This window comes from Caulobacter sp. P1_D6 (assembly GCF_056406095.1).
This window is the reverse complement of record NZ_JBFUAW010000021.1, coordinates 78,379-92,981: the sequence shown is the minus strand read 5'-3', so window position 1 is coordinate 92,981 and position 14,603 is coordinate 78,379. Positions and strand designations below refer to the sequence as shown.

Annotated in this window: 16 protein-coding genes; 5 read left to right on the top strand and 11 right to left on the bottom strand. The window is 70.2% G+C overall.

Features of this window, described 5'->3' with window-relative positions:
- Positions 1-45: 45 nt before the first annotated feature.
- A complete protein-coding gene (locus AC1DYP_RS13470) occupies positions 46-816 on the bottom strand; it encodes a hypothetical protein (RefSeq protein WP_477046733.1) in 771 nt (256 codons plus the stop codon).
- Positions 813-2,114, bottom strand: a complete 1,302-nt coding sequence (locus AC1DYP_RS13465) for a replication-associated recombination protein A (protein WP_477035506.1) — start codon at positions 2,112-2,114, stop codon at positions 813-815. Before AC1DYP_RS13465 ends, AC1DYP_RS13470 begins: the two co-directional genes overlap by 4 nt.
- Before the next feature lie 34 nt (positions 2,115-2,148).
- On the opposite strand from AC1DYP_RS13465, the gene AC1DYP_RS13460 reads away from it, so the two are divergent.
- A complete protein-coding gene (locus AC1DYP_RS13460; RefSeq protein ID WP_477046732.1) occupies positions 2,149-2,568 on the top strand; it encodes a VOC family protein in 420 nt (139 codons plus the stop codon).
- Here the strand turns inward: AC1DYP_RS13460 and AC1DYP_RS13455 are convergent.
- The 7 genes from AC1DYP_RS13455 to AC1DYP_RS13425 form a co-directional block, all read right to left on the bottom strand.
- Positions 2,565-3,962 carry a tetratricopeptide repeat protein gene (locus AC1DYP_RS13455; protein ID WP_477046731.1) on the bottom strand — a complete coding sequence of 466 codons (1,398 nt, stop codon included), beginning with the start codon at positions 3,960-3,962 and terminating at the stop codon, positions 2,565-2,567. The two genes, AC1DYP_RS13460 and AC1DYP_RS13455, sit on opposite strands and share 4 nt — an antisense overlap.
- Positions 3,963-4,045: 83 nt before the next feature.
- Complete coding sequence (locus AC1DYP_RS13450; protein WP_477035509.1) at positions 4,046-5,467, bottom strand: Do family serine endopeptidase; 1,422 nt, start codon at positions 5,465-5,467, stop codon at positions 4,046-4,048.
- Between the two features lie 127 nt (positions 5,468-5,594).
- Positions 5,595-6,842 carry a TCR/Tet family MFS transporter gene (locus tag AC1DYP_RS13445; RefSeq protein WP_477046730.1) on the bottom strand — a complete coding sequence of 416 codons (1,248 nt, stop codon included), beginning with the start codon at positions 6,840-6,842 and terminating at the stop codon, positions 5,595-5,597.
- Entirely contained in the window at positions 6,839-7,345 is a 507-nt protein-coding gene (locus tag AC1DYP_RS13440) for an SRPBCC domain-containing protein (RefSeq protein WP_477046729.1), read from the bottom strand. The genes AC1DYP_RS13445 and AC1DYP_RS13440 overlap by 4 nt, the downstream gene beginning before the upstream one ends.
- The gene (locus AC1DYP_RS13435; protein WP_477046728.1) at positions 7,342-7,671 is read right to left on the bottom strand and encodes an ArsR/SmtB family transcription factor; all 330 of its coding nucleotides are present in this window, start codon (positions 7,669-7,671) and stop codon (positions 7,342-7,344) included. Before AC1DYP_RS13435 ends, AC1DYP_RS13440 begins: the two co-directional genes overlap by 4 nt.
- Positions 7,668-8,042 carry an MmcQ/YjbR family DNA-binding protein gene (locus AC1DYP_RS13430; protein ID WP_477046727.1) on the bottom strand — a complete coding sequence of 125 codons (375 nt, stop codon included), beginning with the start codon at positions 8,040-8,042 and terminating at the stop codon, positions 7,668-7,670. The genes AC1DYP_RS13435 and AC1DYP_RS13430 overlap by 4 nt, the downstream gene beginning before the upstream one ends.
- 8 nt (positions 8,043-8,050) lie before the next feature.
- Positions 8,051-8,503 carry a VOC family protein gene (locus tag AC1DYP_RS13425; protein WP_477035514.1) on the bottom strand — a complete coding sequence of 151 codons (453 nt, stop codon included), beginning with the start codon at positions 8,501-8,503 and terminating at the stop codon, positions 8,051-8,053.
- A gap of 123 nt (positions 8,504-8,626) precedes the next feature.
- Here AC1DYP_RS13425 and AC1DYP_RS13420 point away from each other — a divergent pair, with 123 nt between their 5' ends.
- Positions 8,627-9,055: a hypothetical protein gene (locus tag AC1DYP_RS13420; RefSeq protein WP_477046726.1), complete on the top strand. Its 429-nt coding sequence runs from the start codon at positions 8,627-8,629 to the stop codon at positions 9,053-9,055.
- Positions 9,056-9,059: 4 nt separating this feature from the next.
- On the opposite strand, the gene AC1DYP_RS13415 is transcribed toward AC1DYP_RS13420, so the two are convergent.
- A complete protein-coding gene (locus AC1DYP_RS13415; RefSeq protein ID WP_477046725.1) occupies positions 9,060-10,310 on the bottom strand; it encodes an alkaline phosphatase family protein in 1,251 nt (416 codons plus the stop codon).
- Between the two features lie 158 nt (positions 10,311-10,468).
- Between AC1DYP_RS13415 and AC1DYP_RS13410 the strand changes: the two genes are divergently transcribed.
- The 3 genes from AC1DYP_RS13410 to AC1DYP_RS13400 are packed head-to-tail and all read left to right on the top strand — an operon-like array spanning position 10,469 to position 12,877.
- Positions 10,469-11,374 carry an ABC transporter ATP-binding protein gene (locus AC1DYP_RS13410; RefSeq protein WP_477046724.1) on the top strand — a complete coding sequence of 302 codons (906 nt, stop codon included), beginning with the start codon at positions 10,469-10,471 and terminating at the stop codon, positions 11,372-11,374.
- On the top strand, positions 11,364-12,179 hold the full coding sequence (locus AC1DYP_RS13405; protein WP_477035518.1) for an ABC transporter permease: 816 nt from the start codon (positions 11,364-11,366) through the stop codon (positions 12,177-12,179). Before AC1DYP_RS13410 ends, AC1DYP_RS13405 begins: the two co-directional genes overlap by 11 nt.
- 8 nt (positions 12,180-12,187) lie before the next feature.
- Complete coding sequence (locus tag AC1DYP_RS13400) at positions 12,188-12,877, top strand: hypothetical protein (protein ID WP_477046723.1); 690 nt, start codon at positions 12,188-12,190, stop codon at positions 12,875-12,877.
- A gap of 12 nt (positions 12,878-12,889) precedes the next feature.
- Here AC1DYP_RS13400 and AC1DYP_RS13395 read toward each other — a convergent pair whose 3' ends face one another.
- Positions 12,890-14,077, bottom strand: a complete 1,188-nt coding sequence (locus AC1DYP_RS13395; protein ID WP_477046750.1) for a methyl-accepting chemotaxis protein — start codon at positions 14,075-14,077, stop codon at positions 12,890-12,892.
- Positions 14,078-14,603: the final 526 nt, after the last annotated feature.

Below are 14,603 nucleotides of genomic sequence, written 5' to 3'. Positions count from 1 at the left end.
AAGATACACGACCGTAAAACGAGAACAAACCATAAACAACTCTTCCTACACGCGTTCCTTCGGCGCGATCCACAGCGCCCGGCCATTCAGGAACAGCCACAGCAGCATCAGTCCGGCCGGCGCCAGCGCCCAACCGCCGCGCGAGGCGACGCTGGTCAGCAGGAACACCGCGAAGGCCAGCGGCAGGGCGTAGACGGCGTTGGCCGCGATCGAGGGCCAGTGCGGCGGTCGGGTGAACACCAGCAGCGGCCCAGCGCTCCGGCGGCGGAAGATCAGCGGCGGCAGGGCCAGCAGCAGGGTGACCGTTGCGATCGGGATCATCGCCACCAGCGCGCCGGCCAACGGGATTTCCAGAGCGTCGGACCATTCGGGCAGCTGTTCGCGGTAGAACCGGTGCAGCGGATCGGCCGCCAGCCCCGCCAGGATCGTCGCCAGGGCCAGCAGAGCCACACCGCCGACCACCAGGACGTTCCTCTGGGTCCGCAGCAACCGCGCCCCGAACCGCGCCGTCAGGACAGCGACGATCGCCGCGCAGGCGCCAAGGCTGAAACAGGCGTAGGCGAGGTCGGCATAGAGCCATTTGTGGGTGGCGTACTTGGCCTGCAGCGCCCCGAACCGGGCGGTGGCCTGCTTAAAGGCCTCGGCGTCCGGCGCGGCGAAATAGAGCGCGCCACGCAGCTGCCGCAGTTCGGCGAAATAGGCGTTGGAGTCGGTATGCCAGGGCGTCGCGGCGGCCTGTCCCAGCAGGACGACGCCGGCCAGCAGCAGCAAAAGCGACAGCACGGCGATCACCCGGACCGCGAAGGTAAGCCTCACTTGCCGTCTCTCCGCAGGCGGTTCCAGGCGTCCAGCCGTTCCTTGACCTTGGCCTCGGCGCCGACCGGCTTGGGCTCGTACAGGGTCGGCCGTTCGATGCCGTCCGGGAAGTAGTTCTGGCCCGAGACCCCGCCCTCGACATCGTGGTCGTAGGCGTAGCCGTCGCCATAGCCAAGGGTCTTCATCAGCTTGGTCGGGGCGTTGAGGATGTGGGCCGGCGGCATCAGGCTGCCGGTCTCCTTGGCCAGGCGGCGGGCGGCCTTGTAGGCGTTGTAGACGGCGTTGGACTTCGGCGCGCTGGCCATGTGGACCACCGCCTGGGCCAGGGCCAGTTCGCCCTCGGGACTGCCCAGGAAGTCGTAGGCGTCCTTGGCCGCCGTGGTCAGCAGGAGGCTCAACGGATCGGCCGCGCCGATGTCCTCGGACGCCATGCGCACCAGGCGGCGGGCGATGAACAGCGGGTCCTCGCCGCCCTCCAGCATCCGCGCCAGCCAGTAGAGCGCCGCGTCCGGATCGCTGCCGCGCACCGACTTATGCAGCGCCGAGATGAGGTTGTAGTGCTCTTCGCGGTTCTTGTCGTAGGCCGGACGGCGCTTCTGCAGGAACTGGCCCAGTTGGGTCGGGTTCAGCGGCGTGTCGGTGCCGATGGCCAGCAGGGTCTCGGTCAGGGTCAGCAGGTAGCGGCCGTCGCCGTCGGCCATGGCGACCAGGGTCGAGCGGGCGTCGGGGTCCAGCGGCAGCTTGCGGTTCTCGGCCGTCTCGGCCTTGACCAGCAGGGCCTCCAGCGCCTCCTCGTCCAACCGTTTCAGCACGAAGACCTGGCAGCGCGACAGCAGAGCGCCGTTCAGCTCGAACGACGGGTTCTCGGTGGTCGCCCCCACCAGGGTGACGATCCCCTCCTCCACGAACGGCAGGAAGCCGTCCTGCTGGGCGCGGTTGAAGCGATGGATCTCGTCGACGAACAGCAGGGTGCTCTGCCCCGCCTGGCGACGCATGCGGGCCTGCTCGAAAGCCTTCTTCAGGTCGGCGACGCCGGAGAACACCGCCGAGATCTGCATGAACTCGTAGCCGCCGGCCTTGGCCAGCAGGCGGGCGATGGTGGTCTTGCCGGTGCCGGGCGGCCCCCACAGGATCATCGAGGCCAGGCGATGGGCCGCGGCCATGCGGCCGATCGGGCCGTCGGGCCCCAGCAGATGCTCCTGGCCCACCACCTCTTCGAGGGTCTGGGGACGCAGGCGGTCGGCCAGCGGCGACGGCGCGTGGGGCGTCAGGCCGGCGGCTTGGAAAAGATCGGACATGGGCTAGGTTTACTTAATCGCGGAGGGAACCACCATGACCAACGAAGGCGATCCCACTCGGGGGCCGACGACCGGCGTCACCCCCTATCTTTCCGTCGTCGGCGGCAAGGCCGCCGTGGACTTCTACAAGCGCGCTTTCGGGGCCGAGGAGGTGTTCCGCAACACCGCCGACGACGGCGAGCGCCTGCTGCACGCCCGCCTGCTGGTCAACGGCGGCTGGGTGATGCTGTCGGACCATTTCAGCGAGATGCGCGGCGGCGCCCCGGCCCCGACGCCGGCCGCGGTGACCCTGCACCTGGAGGTCGACGACGCCGACACCTGGTGGAGCCGGGCGCTGGAAGCCGGCGCCACGGTCGCCTACCCGATCGCCGACCAGTTCTGGGGCGACCGCTACGGCCAGCTCCTCGACCCGTTCGGCCACACCTGGTCGGTGGCCTCGAAGATCAAGGGCTAGGGCGTCACGCCGTAGCCGGCGAACTCCTTGTCGATGTCCGGCTGGGCCTTGCGGGCGGCGGCGAGATCGAGGTCGCCGGCCGCCTTGGCGCCCTGCCGGCGCTTGGCCAGGCCCCGCCCGAACAGCGACGCGGCCTGGTCGGGCGCGGTCTTGAGGGCGGCGTTGTAGTCGGCGATCGCGCCGGCGAGGTTTCCCTGCCGCAGCTTCACGAACCCTCGGCTGTCGAGGATGGCGGCGTTGCCGGGCGACAGCTTCAACGCCGCCTCGCAATCGGCCAACGCCTTGTCCAACTCGATATTGCCCAGGCCGCGCACCCAGCATCGGTCGTTGTAGAGCCCGGCCTGGTCCGGCTCCCGGGCGATCAGCACGTCCAGGTCCTTCAAGGCCAGATCGTAGCGGCCGGCCTCCTGGTTGAGCGTCGAGCGCAGGTGGCGGGCGCTGTAGCTTTCCGGCCAGGCCTCGAGCGCCTTTTCCGTGTCGGCCATGGCCAGGTCGCCCTGCCCCCAGGCGCGGCGGCGTTCGGCCCGAAGCTCGTAGGCGAAAGTGTCGTCGGAACTCAGCGCCAGGGCCTTGTCGATGTCGGCGAGGAAGGCCTCGCGCTGGTCCTTCGGCGTGATGCGGGCCCGGATGATGTAGGCCTCGGCGTTCGGCTCCAGGGCCAGGGCGCGGTCGATCTCGGCCCGGGCCTTGTCCATCTTGCCCAGCCGGGCCAGGGCGCCGGCATAGCCGGAATGGGCGCGCGCGCTGTTGGGGGCGTGGGCCAGCCAGGCCTGGTAGTTCTCCTCGACCGCCTTGTCGTTGCGCTGCGCGCTGAGGATCTCGCCCCGCAGGCCGTAGACCGCGACCATGTCGGGATCCAGCTCCAGCGCCTTGGCGTAGTCGGCCAGCGCGGCCGGCATCTCGCTGTCGACCTCCGAGGCCTGACGCACATGGGCGCGCCGGCGATAGGCGTCGGCGCTCTTGGGCTTGAGCGCGATCAGGTCGTCATAGACCGCCGTCGCCTCCCGATAGCGCCCGCCCTCCAGCAGCGTCTCCGCCTTGGTCTCCAGGAAGCGGTCCCGCTCTATCCGCGGCCCCAGCAGAGCCAGGTCCGCCAACGCGGCGTCCGTCTCGCGCAGCCGCGACAGGACCAGCACCCGGAAGTATCTGGCCGTATCGTTGGTCGCGTCCTGCTTCAGGGCGGCGTCCAGGCTTACCCGCCCGCCCTCGAAATCATCCGCTTCGACCTGACGGAGAGCCTGGGCATAGAGCGCCTCGGCCGTGCGCCGCGCCTGGACCTCGGCCTTGGACGGAGGCGGCGCCTTGGGCGTGGCGGCCAGAGCCGCGCCCGCGTAGGTCAAGCCCGCACAGGTCAAGAACGTCAGCGTCGCGCCGACGACGATGGATTTACGCACGCCCCCTCCGGATCATATCCGTCGCCCCCGCGACTCGAACCGTTCCGGTTGTAGCGCTCCGCCCTGCGGCTTGCGAGGCCTAGCTAGGCCCGCAGCCGCGCCGTGATCCGCTGGCCGTTGCGCTCGATGGTCACCGTCCAGGTCGCGGCCCCGGCGTTCGACACCGCCGCCAGGTCGGCGGTGGTGTTGATGGCCTTGCCGTTGACCTCGCGGACGAAGTCGCCGGGACGCAGGCCGGCGTTCAGGGCGAAACCCTGGCCGATCTTGGTGACCAGCACCCCGCGACCGGCGAAGGGGTCCACGCCCAGCTCTTGCGCGGCGGCCGGCGACAGGTTGACCACGGTGGCGCCGTCAAACGGGCTGCGGCCCTTCAGCACCCGCTCGTCCTTGGCAGGCGTCTCCGGCGCGGCCTCGGCGCGCAGGGTCAGGGTCTGCTCCTTGCCGTTGCGGTTGATCAGCACCGAGACCCGGTCGCCGACCTTGTGGGTGCCGATGGCGAAGGCGCCGCCGCCCTCGTCGTTCACCGCCTGGCCGTCGATGGACAGGATCACGTCGCCGTCGCGGATGCCGGCCCGGTCGGCCGAGCCGCCGGGATAGACGTCGGAGATCACCACGCCGCGCGGCGCGGCCAGGCCCAGGCTGCGAGCGATGTCGCCGGTCACGGGTTGACCCTTCACGCCCAGCCAGGGCCGCACCACGCTGTGGCCGCCGCCCAGGGCGGTGTTGACCACCTGGCGCACGACCGACGCCGGAATGGCGAAGCCGACGCCGCTGGACGAGCCCGAGCGCGAGATGATGAAGGTGTTCACCCCGATCAGGTCGCCGTCCATGTCGACCAGCGGACCGCCGGAATTGCCCGGATTGATCGCCGCGTCGGTCTGGATGTAGCTGCCGAACTCGGCCGCCCCGACGTCGGTGCGGGCCAGGGCCGAGACGATGCCGTTGGTCACCGTCTGGCCGACGCCGAACGGGTTGCCCAGGGCCAGGACCAGGTCGCCGACCTCCAGCTGCTCCTGGTCGTCGATGGCGATCACCGGCAGGCGTTCGCCCTTGGTGTCGATCTTCAGCACCGCCAGGTCGGACCGCGGGTCGTCCAGCAGCACCGTGGCCGGGAACTCCCGGCGGTCGGCCAGCTGGACGGTGATGTCGCTCATGTTCTCGATGTTGTGGTGGTTGGTGATGATCACCCCGTCGGCGCGCACGACCGCGCCGGAGCCGAGCGAGCCCTGCACCTGGTCGCGGGTGGCTCCGCCGCCGCCGCCCATGAAGAAGTCCCAGAACGGATCGACGCGCTGGCGCACCACGCGCTTGCTGGCCACGTTGACGATGGCCGGGGCGGTCTTCTTCACCACCGGCGAGAACGAGGCCTTCATCGACATCGGGTCGGACGGCACGCGGCGAGTCGGCTGGGCCAGGTCCGGGATGGTCTGGGCCTTCGACGGCCCCTGCGGCGAGCAGGCGGCCAACAGGGCCAGGGCGGGAAGCACGACGCGATAGGATCGCATGGGTTCTAAGCGACTCCGTGGAAATTCAGCCCGCGAGATCAGTCCAGCTTTCGGGCGCATTGATGGCGGCCAAGGTTCGGGATTTGGTCCTTTCGGTTCAACCCGTCCTGGCGCTAGTCAAAGAGGGTCAGGCGGCGCTCGGTTCCACCGCCACGGGACGGGCCACGCGGATCGCCAGGACCGTGGCGCCCAGCAGCAGGGCCGCGGCGATCAGCACCGGCAGGCCGGGCATGTGCAGGGTCGCGTCATGGCGGACCACCCACGCAAACGGCAGCAGGTACAGCGCCGGCCCGACGATGGCGGTGATGCCCATCATGGCCGAGTTGGCGCCCTGCAGCTGGCCCTGCTCCCACGGCTCGACGCGGCGGGTCATCAGGCCCTGCAGGCCCGGCTGGATCAGGCCCGAGAAGGCGAAGATCGGCAGGCCGCACAGATAGAGCGCCCCGGTCGGGGCCAGGCCGTAGATCATGAAGCCGACGCAGCCCGAGAACAGACCGATCAGCAGCGCCCCGCGCTCGCCCACCCGCTTGACCACCGGTCCGACCACGAAGCTCTGCAACAGGATGCCGGCGATGCCGCTGCCCATCAGGGTCAGGCCGATCACCGCCGTCGACCAGTGGTAGCGGAAGCCCATGTAGAGCACGAAGACGCTGGGCAGCACGTTGTGCGCCAGCTGAAACAGGAAGCCGACCCCGGCCAGGCCCAGCAGGTCGGGCTTGCTCTTCAACAGGTTCAGCGAGCCCAGCGGATTGGCCTTGCTCCAGTCGAAACGATGGACGCGCTTCTCGGGCGGCAGCGATTCCGGCAGGACGAAGAAGCCATACAGCCAGTTGCACAGGGCCAGGCCCGCGCAGACCAGGAACGGCAGCCGATGGTCGAACTGCCACAGCCAGCCTCCCAGGGCCGGGCCGAAGGTGAAGCCCACCCCGAAAGCCGCGCCCATCAGGCCAAAGCCCTTGGCCCGATCCTCGGGCTTGGTGACGTCGGCCACATAGGCCCCGGCGGTCGAAAAGCTGGCGGCGGTCATGCCGTTGAACACCCGGCCGACGAACAGCCACCAGATGGTCGGGGCGAACGCCATGAACAGGAAGTCGACGCCCAGGCCGAAGATCGAGGTCAGGATCACCGGCCGGCGGCCCCAACGATCCGACATCAGGCCCAGGATCGGCGCGCAGAAGAACTGCATCACGCCCCAGGTGGTGGCGAACAGCACCACCCACAGGGCGGTCGAAGCGGTGTCGCCGCCGTTGAAGCGCTTCATCAGCTCGGGCAGCACGGGGATCATCACCCCCAGCGACAGCACGTCCAGGCAGGCGGTGATGAAGATGAAGCCGAGAGCGGCTTGTCGGTGTGTCCTGCCGATGGTCTTGGTCATGCGTCGCCCTCCCTGGCGCGTTCTTTTACGTCCATAGCTGCCTGGCTGGCGAGACTTGTCAGCAGCACGCGCCACCACTCGGCGTGGCGCTGCAGGAACACCGGATCGGGGAAGCGGTGACGCGCCACATGCTCGATCGGCACGGTGCCCCAGCCGCGATGCTCGACGGTGACGCGGGTCTCCTCCCCCACGGCTTCGAAGCGGACCTCGACCTCGGTGTCCATGCCGGGCGCGAAGCTGGCCTGGCGCCAGCCGAACACCAGCCGCTGGCCGGGGTCCCAGACGCGGACGGGGCCGATCTCGAACACCTTGCCGGACGGCAGGCGCTCGACCAGTCGGGTCCCCTCGCCCGCCCCTTCAAAGGCCAGCACGCCCGGCGAGCGCGGCGTGAACGAGAACAGGGCGTTGGGCTTCCACCAGGCCCCGATGTCGGCGGTGAACACCTCGAACACCCGCAGGGGCGCGGCCTTGATACGCAGGGCGACCAGGACCTTGGAGCTCACGCGCCGCCCTCTTCGATGTGCGCCTTCAGCGCCAGGAGCTGGTCGCTCCACAGGCCCTCGGCCGCCTCGGCCCAGGCCTTGAGCTCGGCCATCGGCGCGGAGCGCAGGGCGTAGACCCGCACCCGGGCGTCGAACGGTGGATGGGTCTCCTCGACGAGGCCCGCGTGGCGCAGAGCGCGCAGGTGGCGGCTCATGGCCGGGGCCGACAGGCCGGCGGCCTGGGCCAACTCGCCCGCCCGGCGCGGCCCCCGGCGCAGCAGGTCGACGGTCGCCCGTCGATGCGGGTCGGCCAGGGCCGCCAGGGTGGCGTCGAGCGAGGCGCTCATGCCTCCCCGCCAGACAAAGAGGGGGCAGCGGCCCGACCGGCGTCGAGCAAGGCGATCTGCCGCCTGTTGGCCTTCAGCCGCCAGGCGGCCTCCAGCGCCCCGCGCAGGGTGGGCTCGTCGGCCTCGGCCAGCACGACCAGGGTCGCGCCCTTCAGGCCCCATGCGCCCGGCACGGGCCGGAACACGGTCGGTTCGACGCCGACGATGACGTCCTGATGCTCGCGGGTCAGCTGAACCATGCCGAAATTGGCGTTGGGGTAGCCCAGGGTCGCGAAAATCCGACCCACCCGGAAGTCGACCGTGCCCATGTGCGAACTCTCGACGGCCTCGGGCAAAGCCAGGGCCAGGCGGCGGAAATCGTCCTGGGTCATCGACGCCGTCACGCCCAGCCCTTGACCACCTTCAGGCCGGACTCCGCCTCGGCCTCCTCCACGCTCACGGTCCGGACGGGCGCGCCCACGGTCCAGAAATGGCCTTCCGGATCTCGGCAGCGATAGGTGCGGTCGCCGTAGAACTGGTCCGCCGGCTCCATCAGGATCTCGGCCCCGGCCGCCCGCGCCTGCTCGCAATGGGCGTCGATGTCGCCCTCGAGATGGATGTGGACGGTCTGGGTGTTGAACCCGTCGATCGAGGCCGGGCTCTTGTGCTGGGCGGTCCATTCCGAGCCGATCATCACCAGGCTGCCGCCGAAGCTCATCTCGGAGTGCGCCACGTTGCCCTCGTTGTCCTCGATCAGCATCACCAGCTCGAAGCCGAACGCCGCTTCCAGGAATTTCAGCGCGGCCCTGGGGTCGCGATAGCACAGGGCCGAGGTCAAGGCGGTGCGGATCATGGCGAAGCTCCGTTTCCGATATCGTCAATATTTAACGCATATCGAAACTATCTAGGCAAGCGGCGCCGTCATAAATCCGCCGCCGTTCAGCTGAAGGTTGAAGACTTTCGACGGAGACTCACGATGATCCTGCTGCCCCCGACGCCCGCTCCCGAGCCAGCACATATCGCCGTCGCCGCATGCGCCCACCAAGGCGGAGCCGAGGCGGTTTCCTTCGACCAGCTTCCCATCGCGCTTCGCATGGACCTGAAGACCCGCGCCCCGGAACTGTCACCGGCCGGCGGTCCCTTCAACGCCACCGACATCGGGGTCGGACCGCGCACGCGCTTCATCGCCGCCGTCCGCTACAAGGACCGCTACCTCGTAGCCTACGAACACGGCGGGCGCGGCTATCACGTCGATCTGCTGACCTACAACGCCAGCTTCGCCGACGACGCCTATGCCGGCCCGCTGGCGCGCCACATGGCCTTCGACAAGCCCGACTGCGCGGCCCTGGACGAAGCGATCACCGCGCCCCTGCCCGCAGTGCCCTACATGGGACCCAACTGGTAGGCGGTCAGCGCAGCGCCGGTTTCACCGGCCCCAGCGCCCCATCGCCCTTGTCGCCCTTGACGCCGATCAGCCGGGTCAGCAGCGGATAGACATCGACATTGTCGAACACCGGCAGCACCACGCCGGGCTTGAAGGCCGGACCATGGGCGACGAAGACCGCCCGCATGGCGGGGTCGAACGGGTCGTAGCCGTGGGCCCCGCCGTCGCGCGGATGCTCGGCCCAGCGCTTCTTGATCGCGCTGGCCGTGGCGAAGTACCAGCCGCGCTCGGCCAGGCAGACGATCGGCGGCACGCGAGGATTGGTCCCATAGCCGTAGCGGGCCGGGATCTTGCCCTTCTCCCAGCAGGTCAGGTGCGGATGGGGCTTCAGCATCGCCGCCTTCACCTCGGCCTCGAAGCCCGGCAAGGCGCGCACGCCGACCACCGAGCCGGTGCTGACGAACTTGACCTTGGCCGGATCGACCAGGGTCGCCACGTCGACCAGACCGCTGAGCGGCTGCGACGCCATGCCATGGTCAGCGACGACGACGATGTTGGTGGTCTCGTACAGGCCTCTCGCCTTCAGACCCGCCACCAGCCGGGCGATCACGGCGTCCACCCGGGCGGCCGCGGCGTTCACCTCCGGCGAGTCCGGGCCGTAGTGATGGCCCTCGGTGTCGGTGGCGTCGAAATAGAGGGTCGCCAGGCCCAGCGGCGGGCTCCTGGCGTCGATCCAGGCCAGCACCGTGTCGACCCGGTCGTCATAGGCCAGCTTCTCGTCATAGGCCTTCCAGTAGCTGGGCCGCACGCCGTCGATCGCGGCCTCCGAGCCTGGCCAGAACAGCACGCCGGCATGCACGCCCTGCTGCTCGGCGCTGACCCAGATCGGTTTGGCCTGGTTCCACCAGCGCTCGTCGCCGACCGCCTCGTGGTTGGACATCTTGAAGTCCACGCCCGGGACCTCGTCGGCCTCCAGCGTGTTGTTGACCATGCCGTGGTGGTCGGGCCGCTTGCCCGTGACCAGGGTGTAGTGGTTCGGATAGGTCAGGGACGGGAACGAGGGCCGCATGGCCCCGCGCGCGCCGTCGGAGGCCAGGGCGTTCAGGGTCGGGGTGTTTCCCCGGTCCAGATAGTCGGCCCGGAAACCGTCCAGCGAGATCAGGATCGTCAGGGTCGACTTCGGGGGCGCCTTGGCCTGCTCCGAGGGCTGCGCCGTGGCGCAGGCGCCCAGCATCAGGGCCAGGACCACGGCCATCCAGCGACACATGACGACCATCTCGCACCTCGTACTCGGACTGTCGCCCTATAGCCCAGTCTCGTGACGGCTCGCCACGCATGACCGCGACTTAACTTGGCGGGACTCGGTCGCCCGGCCATAGTCGCCGCATCTTTTCAGGGAGTCGCCCGCATGACCGCCGCCGGAACCTGCTCCGCATGAGCTTCGCCCTGGAGGCTGACGGCCTCGTCAAGACGTACGGCGCGGTAAGGGCCCTGGACGGCCTGTCGCTGCGCATCCCGGCCGGCGGCGTGTTCGGCGTGCTGGGTCCCAACGGCGCGGGCAAGAGCACCCTGTTCCGCATCGCCCTGGGCCTGGTGCGCTCGACCGGCGGCACGGCCCGGCTGTTCGGCGCCCCGGCCGGCCAGACCTCGTCCCTGCGCCGCGTGGGGGCGATGATCGAAACCCCGCGCTACCAGCCCTATCTGACCGCGCGCGACGTGCTGCGGATGCTGGCCATGGAGAGCGGCGCGACCGGTTCCGCCGACATCGACTACTGGCTCGAGCGCGTGGGCCTGGGCGGCGCCGCCGACCGCAAGGCCGGCACGTTCTCGGTCGGCATGAAGCAGCGCCTGGGCTTGGCCGCGGCCTTCTTCACCCGCCCCGAACTGGTGATCCTGGACGAGCCGACCAGCGGCATGGACCCGGCCGGCATCCAGGAGATCCGCGCTCTGATCCGCGACCTGGCCGACAAGGAGGGCGTGACCATCATCCTGGCCAGCCACCAGTTGGACGAGGTGCGCCGGGTCTGCGACCGGGTGGCGATCCTCTCCAAGGGCAAGCTGGCCGCCGAGGGCGACGTCGAGGCCCTGACCGGCGGCAAGCCTCGCCTTCGCCTGACCGTCTCGCCGATCGACAAGGCCCTGGCGGTGCTGGGCGACAAAGGCGAGCCCGATGGCGCCAACGCCGTGCTGGCCGACGTCCTGCGGTCCGAGACCCCCGCCCTGATCCGCGCCCTGGTCGAGGCCGGGGTCGAGATCACCGAGGCCCGCTGGCGCGAGGCCGACCTGGAAAGCGCCTATCTGGGCGCCCTCGAACCGAAGGATCTGGTCGATGCTCGCTGACGCCATCGCCGCCGAGCGCTTCCGCCTGTCCCGCGACCGGGTTTCGCTGTTCTGGGGCTTCGCCTTCGCGCCGCTGATCGCCATGCTGTTCAGCATCGCGATCGACATCTTCACCCGCATGGTCCTGCACCGGACCATCCCCGGCGAGACGACCGACCTGGCCAACCGGGCCATGGGCGCGGTGGCCGGAGCCTCGGGGCCGTTCACCGCCCTGTTCCTGCTGATCGGCGCGGCCGCGATCTTCGCCGGCGACTATCGTTGGGAGACCTGGCGGCTGGTCACCCCGCGCAACAGCCGGACCAACCTGCTGGCCGCCAAGCTGATCGTCTTCGCCGAGGTCGCCGCCTGGAGCCTGCTGTTGACCGCGATCACGGCCGTGCTGGCCGGGCTGTTCGGCAGCATCGCCAATCACGCGACCCTGGTGGGACCGCGAGCCGGCCCCGCCTTCGTGGGCCAATATGCCGGGGTGATGCTGGTGACCTGGCTGGAAGTCCTGCTGATCGGCGGACTGGCGGCCCTGATCGGCGTCCTGACCCGCTCGACGATGGGCGCGGTGATCGCCGGGCTGGTGATCGTGTTCGTGCAGTCGACCCTGGCCGCCACCCTGCACGCCACCACCTGGAAGAGCCTGCTGATCCCCGCCTATGCCGGACGCGTCCTGAAGACCTTCCTCGCCGCCCCCGCCGAGGCGCGGCCCGACAGCGGCCCGGCCGGCCTGGCGCTGGTGTTCCTGCTGGTCTGGTTCGCCCTGCTGGCCGGCGGCGCGGTGGCGCTGTTCAGGCGCCAGGACCTGACCAAGGAGTAGCGCCTCCGATGCCGGCCCGGTCCGCGACCCTACTGTTCGCCCTAGGCTGCGGCCTTTGGCTGTCGGGCTGCGCGGCTCGAGGCCCGTCCATCGTGCTTTCGGTCAAGGACCAGCGCGAGGCCGACAACATCGAGACGCGGGCGGAGGTGGCGAGGCTGGAGAAACAGGGCTTCGACCCGATGACGTTGATCGGACCGGCCGCCCGCAAGCCGGCGCGCTGCCTGCCCACCCGCCAGCCGGGCGTCTTCGTCTGCCGCCTGGTGAGCAAGCCCTACAAGGACTCGCCATGGGTCGCCCGCGACGCGCGGATGCGGAACCAGGACGGCGTCTGGTTCCACGATCCGGCTCGGTACGACACGCTCGACGGTCCCTATCGCCTGGCCGGCTTGGACGGCCCCGCCTCGACGGCGGTCTGTTACGACACGCGCGTGGACTGCATCGAGCGGGTCCCAGGCGCCGTTTTCAGCTGGGGTTGGAACGCGGCCTATGTGGTCGCCGCCAGCCATCCCCGGTCGATCGTCACCGGCGAGATCGACCGGTCCCAGACCCGCTATTTCTACATCGTGCGTGCGGACGACCATCGGAACGCCGATCCCGGCGCCGCCGTGCGCGGCCCCTTCACGGCCCAGGCCTATCAGGAAGAGCGGGGCCGCCTGGGCCTTCCCGAGCTGGGCTCCTACTACCCCGACCTGCGGTAGGCCGACGGGCCTCTAGGCCGCCGCCCAGGTGGTCTGATCGGTCGAGACCTGGAAGTGCTCGACCTGGGCCTCCAGGCGCACGGCGTCGTCGGCCAGGCCGCGGCTGGCGGCGGTGGCCTGCTCGGCCATGGCGGCGTTCTGCTGGATGACCTGGTCCATCTGGCCGACCGCCAGGTCGACCTCGGCCAGGCCCGCGGCCTGCTCGCGGCTGGACTGGGCGATCTGCTCCATCAGCCCGCCGATCACGCCCACCCGTTCGACGATGTCGCCCAGGGCCGCGCCGGCTTCGCCGACCAGGGTCACGCCCGAGCGGACATGGTCGGACGACTCCGAGATCAGCCCCTTGATCTCCTTGGCCGCCTCGGCCGAGCGCTGGGCCAGGGCCCGGACTTCTTGCGCGACGACCGCGAAGCCGCGACCGGCGTCGCCGGCACGCGCCGCCTCGACCCCGGCGTTCAGGGCCAGCAGGTTGGTCTGGAAGGCGATCTCGTCGATGACGCCGAGGATCTGCGAGACCTTGGTCGAGGAGTTCTCGATCTGGCTCATGGCCTCGGCCGCGCGGCCCACGACCTGGCTGGAGCGGTCGGCGACCGCCCGGCTGTCGATCACGGCGGCGTTGGCCTCGTTGGCGCCCTCCGCGGTGCGCTTGACGCTGGCGCTGACCTCGCCCAGGGCGGCGGCCGTCTCGGCCAGGCTGGCGGCCTGGCGTTCGGTGCGGGCGGACAGGTCCTCGATCGCGCCGCTGATCTCGCCGGCCCCGGCCCGCAGGCCGCCCGCGCCCTCGATCACCTCGCCCAGCGCCGCCTCCAGTCCGGCGATCGCCCGGTTGAAGTCGCCGCGCAGGCCTTCGTAGGCGCTGGGGAAAGCCGTCTCCAGCCGCGCCGTCAGGTCGCCGGCCTTCAGGCGGGCCACGGCCGCCCCCAGGGCCTCGACCACCTGCAGGCGGCCGGCCTCTTCACTCCGCCGCTCGGCGTCGTGCCGCGCCTTGGAGGCCTCGGTCTCGTCTCGTTCGGCCGCGATGCGGTCCTCGGCCGCCTGGCGGGCGACGATCGCTTCGCGGAACACGGCCACGGAATTGGCCATCTCGCCAATCTCGTCGCCGCGTCCGGCGAAGGGTACGGCGCGGTCATAGTCGCCGGCCGCCAGCCGGCCCATGAAGCCGGTCATGGCCTGGATCGGCTTGACGATGCGTCGGCTCATCAGGGCGATGCCGCCCCCGACCACCACCAGCAGCAGCAGCCCCGCCCCGGCCAGCAGGGCGAAGGCCAGCTTGGTCTGGCCCTGGGCGCGGGTCTCGACCGCGGCGGCGTCGTGATTGGCCATGACCACGACCTTGTCGATCACGGCGCGGTGGGCCTCGTAGGCGACATCGGCCCGGGCCAGGCCCTGGCGCGCGCGCGCCATGTCGCCCGACCGGACGGCGGGCAGGATCTCCTGGTCGATCTCGCGCCAGAACTGCATGGCCGGCGCGGACGACTCGTCGACCAGCATCGCGCGCATGTCCGGATCGATCGGCGCGGTCTTCCAGTACGCGTTGCGGGTGTCGTAGTCCTTGCGCAGCGCGGCCAGCTTGTCGGCGGCGGCGTCCACGGTCTCGGGGTGGGCCACCAGCTTGGTGGCCACCAGGTCGGCCTCGACCACATAGAGCGGCGGCGGCAGGATGTCGGCGACGATGTCCTTGTTGTCGACGATCTGGCGGAACAGCGGACCGCCGACCCGCAGGCCC